The following is a 7,530-nucleotide window of genomic DNA, read 5'->3' as shown; positions in this document are numbered from 1 at the left end:
GTCCCCCACCCCCCTCGGCTACGACCCGTACCACCCGCGGCCGCCCGCCGGAGACAGACGCATGAGCCGCACCCTTCGGAGGATTCCCTTGCGCAAGAAACTTCTCGCCGCCCTCGCGATCACCATCGCGACAACGTTGTCCGCCGCGGGCTGCGGCGGTTCCGGCTCCGGCAGCGGCGGCAACTCGATCAAGGTCGTCTACTGGCAGCACCTGGACCAGAACGACAACAAGCAGCAGAAGTTCCTCGCCTCGATGAAGGAGTCCTTCGAGAAGGCCCACCCGGGCAAGAAGATCCAGATCGTTCCGGTCACGGCGTCGGAGAACGACTACTACACGAAGATCCAGCTGATGATGCGCTCGCCCTCGACCGCTCCCGACCTGGTCTACGAGGACACCGCGCTGATCAACTCCGACATGGCCAGCGGATACCTCAAACCGATCGACTCGTACGTCAAGAGCTGGTCGGACTGGGGCTCCTTCGCCCAGGCCGCCAAGGGCGCCGTCTCCTCGCCCACCGACGGCAAGACCTACGGCGTTCCGGACGACACCGACACCCGGGGCATCTGGTACAACCAGGACCTGCTCAAGAAGGCGGGGATCGCGACCCCTTGGCAGCCCAAGACCTGGCAGGACATCCTGGACGCGGCCCGGACGATCAAGAAGAAGCTGCCGGGCGTCACACCGATGAACCTCTACACCGGGCAGGCCGGCGGCGAGCGGTCCACCATGCAGGGCTTCGAGATGCTGCTGTACGGGACCACCGCCGCGGGCGACTCCCTGTACGACGCCAAGAACAAGAAGTGGATCGTCGGCTCCCAGGGCTTCAAGGACGCGCTGTCGTTCGTCCACACCGTCTACGGCGAGGGCCTCGGCCCGTCCAAGTCCGTCGCGCTCGACCCCAACGCGGACGCCGAGATCGACACGAAGCTGATCCCCGAGAACAAGCTCGCGATCTCCATCGACGGATCGTGGACGGCGAACAGCTGGCTCAAGACGGGACCGCGGCCCTGGCCCGAGTGGACCAAAACGATGGCCGCCGCCGCCATGCCGACCCAGCAGGGCCAGGCGCCGGGACAGGTCAGCATGTCGGGCGGCTGGGCCTGGTCCATCCCGGCCAAGGCCAAGAACCCCGACCTCGCCTGGCAGTTCACGAAGGCGATCAAGAACAAGGACAACACGACGAAGTGGAACATCATCGAGTCCACGACCGCCGTCCGCACCGACGTGGCCGCCGACCCGGAGTACCTCGACGCCACGCCGACCAACAAGTTCTTCACCGGTCTGGTCAAGTACACCCACTTCCGTCCGGCGCTGCCGAAGTATCCGCAGGTCTCCAACGCCATCACCAAGGCCATGGAGTCCGTGACCACCGGGCAGAGTTCGGTGTCGGAGGCCGCGAAGGCGTACGACCAGGATGTGGCCACGGCCGTCGGCTCCGACAGCACGGCCAAGGGCTCGCGATGAAATCCGCCGCCGCACCCGCCGACGCCGCCGTCCCCCTGGGCCGTGCGGCCGGCGGACGCGCGGCGCGCTCGTCGCTCCTGCGTGGTCTCCCGCTGCTGCCGTCCCTCGTCCTGCTGGCCGTGTTCCTCGCGGGTCCGATCCTCTACTGCGTCTACGACGCCTTCACCGACGCCCAGTTGACCGGCGCGGCCGAAACACACTTCGTGGGGCTGGCCAACTTCACGCGTGCGTTCGGCGACCCGGACTTCCTCAACGCCCTGTGGCTGACGCTGGTGTTCGTCGTCGGCTCCGCCGTCGTCGGGCAGAACACACTCGGGCTGAGCCTCGCGGTCCTCGCCGAGAAGGCCACCCGCCCGGTGCGCTCGCTCACCAACGGCGTGGTGATCGCCGCCTGGGTGCTGCCCGAGATCGTCGCCGGGTATTTGATGTACGCGTTCTTCTACCAGCAGGGTTCACTCAACGACGTGCTCGACCTGCTGGGGCTGCCGCGGCAGAACTGGCTGTACACCCTGCCGATCCTCGCGGTGTGCCTGGCCAACGTGTGGCGCGGCACCGCGTTCTCGATGATGGTCTACTCCGCCGCGCTCAACGAGGTGCCGCGCGATCTGCTGGAGGCCGCCGAGATGGACGGTGCGGGCGTGTGGCACAGACTGTGGCACATCACGCTCCCGGTCATCCGGCGCACCATCATGACCAATCTGATGCTGATCACCTTGCAGACGCTCTCCGTCTTCGGGCTGGTCTACGCCATGACCCGCGGCGGCCCCGGCAACAAGAGCCAGACCCTGCCGGTCTTCATGTACCAGCAGGCGTTCCAGAACAGCCTGATCGGCTACGGCACGGCGATCGCGCTCGTCCTGCTGGTCGTGGGCGCCCTGTTCTCCGTCGTGTACCTCAAGCTGCTGAAGGTGGAGGAGGACTGATGGCCACCACCGGCCTGAGGCCGCCCGCCACGGCGGGCCGGCGCGGCGGGGGCGCCCGCCCGGCGTCCGCCGCGGGTACCGGGCGCCGCGGGGTCCGTCCCGCGCGTGTCGCGGTCAACCTGGTCCTGCTGGCGATCTGTCTGCTGTTCGTGCTGCCGCTGGTGTGGATGGTGCTCGCGTCCATCAGCTCCACGGCCAGTTTCGAGCTGCACCTGCCTTCGCCGACGACGGACAACTACCACGCGGTCCTCAACACCGACACCACCTTCCGGCCGCTGCTCAACGGCCTGCTGCTGTGCGGTGGTGCGACCCTGCTGTGCGTGGTCGTCTCGATCCTGGCGGCGTATCCGCTGTCGCGCTACCGCTCCCGGCTGCGCCGCCCGTTCCTGTACACCGTCCTGTTCACCACCGGGCTGCCCATCACCGCGGTGATGATCCCCGTGTACAGCATGTTCGTACAGGTCGACCTGATCGACTCGATGGGCGCGACCACGCTGTTCCTCACGGCGTCCGCGCTGCCGATCGGGATCTGGCTGATGAAGAACTTCATGGACGGTGTGCCCATCGTCCTGGAGGAGGCGGCCCGGATCGACGGAGCCAACGCCATGCAGTCCCTGTGGCGAGTGGTGCTGCCCCTGATGTGGCCCGGTGTCATCGTCGTCACCGTGTTCACCTTCATCAGCATGTGGGGCAACTTCTTCGTCCCGTTCGTGCTGCTGCTGTCGCCGGAGAAGCTGCCGGCGTCGGTGAGCGTGTTCACCTTCCTCAGCGCCCACGACCAGACGCAGTACGGGCAGCTGGCGGCGTTCTCCATCATCTACACACTGCCCGTGGTGATGCTGTACCTCCTGCTCACCCGCAAGCTGGGCGGTGGGTTCGCGCTCGGCGGCGCGCTGAAGGGCTGAACTCTCCCTCTCGGCGCCCTCTCGGCGACACGTGCCGGGCGAGCCCGTCGCGGTGCCGGAGGGCCTGCCCGGTGCCTACCGGACCACCGGCCGGGCGCCGGGCCGGGCAGAACGCGACGGACGGGGCGCCGGGCCCGGAGCGCGGAGCGAGCGGGCCGCCCCCGGGTACGGCCCGCCGCTCCGTCCCGCAAAGCCCCGGCCCGGGGCAGCGTCCCGGAACGCCCGGGCCCGAGGCAGTGGGGTGCTGCTCAGCGCCAGCCGAGCCCCGGGGCGACCTGGGTGAGGACGCTCTCCAGCACGTGTGCGTTGTAGTCGACGCCGAGTTGGTTCGGAATGGTCAGCAGCAGGGTATCGGCGGCCTGGATGGCCTCGTCCTCCCGCAACTGCTCCACCAGCACGTCCGGCTCCGCCGCGTACGAGCGCCCGAAGATCGCCCTCGTCGTCTCGTCGATCATGCCGGCCCGGTCGCGCGAGTCGCGGTCCCGGCCGAAGTAGGCCCGGTCCAGGTCGTTGGTCAGGGCGAAGATGCTGCGGCTGACCGACACCCGCGGCTCGCGCTCGTGTCCCGCCGCCCGGTACGCCTCGCGGTACGCCTCGATCTGCTTGCGCTGCTGGACGTGGAGCGGCTCCCCCGTCTCGTCGTCCTTCAGTGTGGAGCTCTGCAGGTTCATCCCCAGCTTCGCGGCCCACACGGCGGTCGCGTTCGAACCGGAGCCCCACCAGATCCGCTCGCGCAGCCCCTCGGAGTGCGGCTCGACGCGCAGCAGCCCCGGCGGGTTGGCGAACATCGGCCGCGGGCTCGGCTCGGCGAAGCCCTCACCGTCGAGCACCTTGAGGAAGACCTCGGTGTGCCGGCGGGCCATGTCGGCGCTGCTCTCGCCCTCCGCCGGGGCGTAGCCGAAGTACCGCCAGCCGTCGATCACCTGCTCCGGTGATCCGCGGCTGACGCCGAGCTGGAGCCTGCCTCCGGAGATGAGGTCGGCGGCGCCGGCGTCCTCGGCCATGTAGAGCGGGTTCTCGTACCGCATGTCGATCACACCGGTGCCGATCTCGATCTTCGACGTGCGCGCGCCGATGGCTGACAGCAGCGGGAACGGGCTCCCCGCCTGCCGGGCGAAGTGGTGCACGCGGAAGTACGCGCCATCCACGCCCAGCTCCTCTGCGGCCACCGCCAGATCGATCGACTGGTGCAGGAAGTCGGCGGCGGAGCGGGTCGCGGAGTGCTCACTCGGCGACCAGTGGCCGAACGAAAGAAATCCAATCCTCTTCACACGGTGCGCAGCGCCCTACGACCACGTTTGATTCCCACGCGGGCAGGTGATTCCGACGCCTGCACGCGCCACCCTGACGTGGCCGGACCGGCTCGCGGCGTGGCTACCGGGCCGGCCGCTCGGGCGGGGCTCCCATCCGGTGGTGCAGGGTCACGAGGCGCAGGTCCTTGGCCGGGCCCCGTACCGTCCACACCACCCGCCAGCGGTCCGCGGCCAGCACACTGAACTCGCCGCGGTAGACGTCCTCGGCACACGGGTGGTCGGCGACGCAGTGTCCCTCCCGCAGGTCCAGGGGGTGGAACGGGCGGCCGTCCGCGAACCTGACGAAAGCCGCCCCCTCGCCGGCCGGCTCGAAGAGGTGCTCACGGGACGCGGGCCTGGCCACCCCTTGCCAGGTGAACTCGCCCCGCTCGGTGTGCCGCAGTCCTGCGCCGGGCTCCCCGTACACGAAGTCGGCCGTGCCGCGGAACGTGCCGCACCGATCCTGGGACAGGTCGTACACGATCCGCTCGACCCGCCACCTCCCGGCGAGATAGCCGAGGGTGTCCGCCACGCGGTGCGGCCCGCCGGCGGGGGTCGCACGCTCGACCGCCGGCCTGTCCTGTCGTTCCACCGCCCCGCCCTTCCACCCGCCGTCCGTCTTTCCGCGATGCTAGACCGTGCCGGACGAGGCGCGGGCCCCGTATCGGCCCGCCGAGCGGCCGGCCCGGCCCCCGGCGGGCCGTGGTGTCACGCGCGCGGTGCCGTCGCTTCGAGCGGGTTGCGCAGGCCTTCCGCGGCATCCGACACCCGTTGGATGAGGTCGAAGAAGGCGCGTTGCTCGTCGGCGGAGAGCGGAGCCAGGAAGACCTGGTTCATCCGGGCCGTGCGCACGGTCAGCCTGCGGTGGACCCGCTGTCCCTCGTCCGTCGGGCGCAGCAGAAAACGACGGCCGTCCTGCGGGTCGCGGATCTTGTCCAGGAGCTCACGGCGGTCGAGGCGGCTGACGACCTCGGCGATGGTGGAGCGGTCGAGTCCCACCCGCTCTCCCACGGTGCGCTGGTCGAGTCCTGGCTCGGCCACGAGCGCGTTCAGCACCGCGAACTGAGGGGAGGTGATCTCCTCGGAGACCATCGTGTTCCACAGCAGGTAGTGCGCCTGCTGCAACCGCCGGGCCAGATGCCCGGGGTGGGTCGTCAGGTCGACCGCGGCCATGTGCGCTCCTGTCATTTCGTACGTACCCTGACGATATAGCATGCGCCAAGAGTCCCACGGGCTCACGCATCTCTTCTTTCTTCAGCTCACCTGGGCTCTTGACCTCTCAAACGGGGGGTGACAGCGTGTGGGGAGCTGCACGTGAATACTCAGTGCCCTGAGTATCTCGTTTCCTGAAGACGTGGAAGAGATGGGGGCGTTCCCGTATGGACAAGGTGGTGGCCACCGCGGGCGAGGCGGTGGCCGATGTACGGCACGGCGCGTCGCTCGCGGTGGGCGGCTTCGGGTTGAGCGGTGTGCCGAACGTGCTGATACAGGCGCTCCACGCACGAGGAGTCGGCGGACTCTCGGTGGTCTCCAACAACTGCGGCGCGATGGAGTCGGGCCTGGCCACCCTGCTGGCGGCAGGCCGCATCGCGCGGGTCACCGGGTCCTACATCGGCGCCAACAAGGAGTTCGCGCGCCAGTACCTCGGCGGGGAACTGGAGGTGGAGATGATCCCGCAGGGGACTCTGGCCGAACGGCTGCGGGCCGGCGGCGCGGGCATCCCGGCCTTCTACACGCCGGCGGGCGTGGGCACCCAGGTCGCGCTGGGCGGGCTGCCCTGGCGGTACGACGGCGCCGGCGGTGTCGCGCTGGCCTCGCCACCGAAGGAGGTACGGGAGTTCGGCGGCGAGGAGTACGTGCTGGAGCGCGGTATCCGCACCGACTTCGCCCTCGTACGCGCGGCGCGGGGCGACCGGCACGGCAACCTGGTTTTCGCGAAGTCGGCCCGCAACTTCAATCCACTGGCGGCCATGGCGGGCGGGGTGACCATCGCCGAGGTCGAGGAGCTGGTCGAACCCGGTGAGATCGAGCCGGACGCGGTGCATCTGCCGGGGATCTTCGTCCAGCGGGTCATCGGCCTGTCCCCCGAGCAGGCCTGTGCGAAACAGATCGAGAAGCGCACGGTTTCGGCACGGTCGTCACAAGAGGAGGCGGGTTCCTGATGGCCTGGACGCGTGAGCAGATGGCCGCCCGGGCCGCGCGCGAACTCCGCGACGGCCAGTACGTCAACCTCGGCATCGGCCTGCCGACGCTCATCCCCAACCACCTCGCGCCGGGCGTGGAGGTGATCCTTGAGTCGGAGAACGGCATCCTGGGCACCGGGCCGTATCCCCGGGAGGACCAGGTCGACCCCGACCTGATCAACGCGGGCAAGGAGACCGTGACGGTCCTGCCGGGCGCCTCCTTCTTCGACTCGGCACTCTCCTTCTCGATGATCCGCGGCGGCCACATCGACGTCGCCGTGCTCGGGGCCATGCAGGTCTCGGCCGGAGGCGACCTGGCGAACTGGGCCGTCCCGGGCAAGATGATCACCGGCATCGGCGGGGCGATGGACCTCGTCCACGGCGCCCGGTCGGTCATCGTGGTCATGACCCACACCACCAGGGACGGCACCGCGAAGATCCTCAAGGAGTGCACGCTTCCGCTGACCGGCAGGTCGTGCGTGGACCGGATCATCACCGACCTGGGCGTCCTCGACGTCGCCCCGGAAGGTCTGGTCCTGGTGGAGACGGCGCCGGGTGTGGACACCGACGAGATCCGGGCGAAGACGGACGCCACGCTCGCCCTGGCGGAGGGCGTGCGGTAAAAGGCGACCCCGCCGTGCGGGGCGACCGGCCAACCCCTCGTCCCCACCACTGACGTGGCGCCGGTGCGCACGAGGATCGGTGCCCCCTCCCCCTCGACCGCCAGAGCCCTGGAGCCCCGGAGCCCTGGACCCCCAGATC

Annotated in this window: 8 protein-coding genes; 5 read left to right on the top strand and 3 right to left on the bottom strand. The window is 69.5% G+C overall.

From position 1 onward, the window contains the following. The 3 genes from LCE31_RS33495 to LCE31_RS33485 form a co-directional block, all read left to right on the top strand. The coding region (locus LCE31_RS33495) for an extracellular solute-binding protein (RefSeq protein WP_308042347.1) at positions 1–1,465 on the top strand (1,465 nt) is incomplete at its 5' end. After that, positions 1,462–2,388, top strand: coding sequence for a carbohydrate ABC transporter permease (locus tag LCE31_RS33490; RefSeq protein ID WP_225021206.1), 927 nt, complete (start codon positions 1,462–1,464; stop codon positions 2,386–2,388). The genes LCE31_RS33495 and LCE31_RS33490, both read left to right, overlap by 4 nt. Continuing rightward, positions 2,388–3,293, top strand: a complete 906-nt coding sequence (locus LCE31_RS33485; protein ID WP_225021204.1) for a carbohydrate ABC transporter permease — start codon at positions 2,388–2,390, stop codon at positions 3,291–3,293. Before LCE31_RS33490 ends, LCE31_RS33485 begins: the two co-directional genes overlap by 1 nt. Before the next feature lie 248 nt (positions 3,294–3,541). Here LCE31_RS33485 and LCE31_RS33480 read toward each other — a convergent pair whose 3' ends face one another. The 3 genes from LCE31_RS33480 to LCE31_RS33470 all read right to left on the bottom strand — a co-directional run bounded on the left by LCE31_RS33480 (position 3,542) and on the right by LCE31_RS33470 (position 5,758). Next, a complete protein-coding gene (locus tag LCE31_RS33480; protein ID WP_225021202.1) occupies positions 3,542–4,564 on the bottom strand; it encodes an LLM class flavin-dependent oxidoreductase in 1,023 nt (340 codons plus the stop codon). 103 nt (positions 4,565–4,667) lie between these two features. After that, entirely contained in the window at positions 4,668–5,177 is a 510-nt protein-coding gene (locus tag LCE31_RS33475; protein WP_225021200.1) for a DUF6314 family protein, read from the bottom strand. A 116-nt stretch (positions 5,178–5,293) separates the two neighbouring features. Further along, entirely contained in the window at positions 5,294–5,758 is a 465-nt protein-coding gene (locus LCE31_RS33470) for a MarR family winged helix-turn-helix transcriptional regulator (RefSeq protein ID WP_225021198.1), read from the bottom strand. A gap of 206 nt (positions 5,759–5,964) precedes the next feature. Between LCE31_RS33470 and LCE31_RS33465 the strand changes: the two genes are divergently transcribed. Then, the gene (locus tag LCE31_RS33465) at positions 5,965–6,747 is read left to right on the top strand and encodes a CoA transferase subunit A (protein WP_225021196.1); all 783 of its coding nucleotides are present in this window, start codon (positions 5,965–5,967) and stop codon (positions 6,745–6,747) included. Further along, the gene (locus LCE31_RS33460; RefSeq protein ID WP_225021194.1) at positions 6,747–7,391 is read left to right on the top strand and encodes a CoA transferase subunit B; all 645 of its coding nucleotides are present in this window, start codon (positions 6,747–6,749) and stop codon (positions 7,389–7,391) included. The genes LCE31_RS33465 and LCE31_RS33460 overlap by 1 nt, the downstream gene beginning before the upstream one ends. Positions 7,392–7,530: the final 139 nt, after the last annotated feature.

The sequence above is a fragment of the Streptomyces sp. 8L genome (assembly GCF_020176795.1).
Lineage (GTDB): Bacteria > Actinomycetota > Actinomycetes > Streptomycetales > Streptomycetaceae > Streptomyces.
The sequence above is the reverse complement of the archived record's forward strand: the minus strand, read 5'-3'. Positions and strand labels throughout refer to the sequence as shown.

Bases quoted from the DNA above. Each gene is read 5' to 3' on its own strand.
- LCE31_RS33490 (WP_225021206.1), top strand. From the start codon at position 1,462: ATGAAATCCGCCGCCGCACCCGCCGACGCCGCCGTCCCCCTGGGCCGT.
- LCE31_RS33485 (WP_225021204.1), top strand. From the start codon at position 2,388: ATGGCCACCACCGGCCTGAGGCCGCCCGCCACGGCGGGCCGGCGCGGC.
- LCE31_RS33470 (WP_225021198.1), bottom strand. From the start codon at position 5,758: ATGGCCGCGGTCGACCTGACGACCCACCCCGGGCATCTGGCCCGGCGG.
- LCE31_RS33465 (WP_225021196.1), top strand. From the start codon at position 5,965: ATGGACAAGGTGGTGGCCACCGCGGGCGAGGCGGTGGCCGATGTACGG.
- LCE31_RS33460 (WP_225021194.1), top strand. From the start codon at position 6,747: ATGGCCTGGACGCGTGAGCAGATGGCCGCCCGGGCCGCGCGCGAACTC.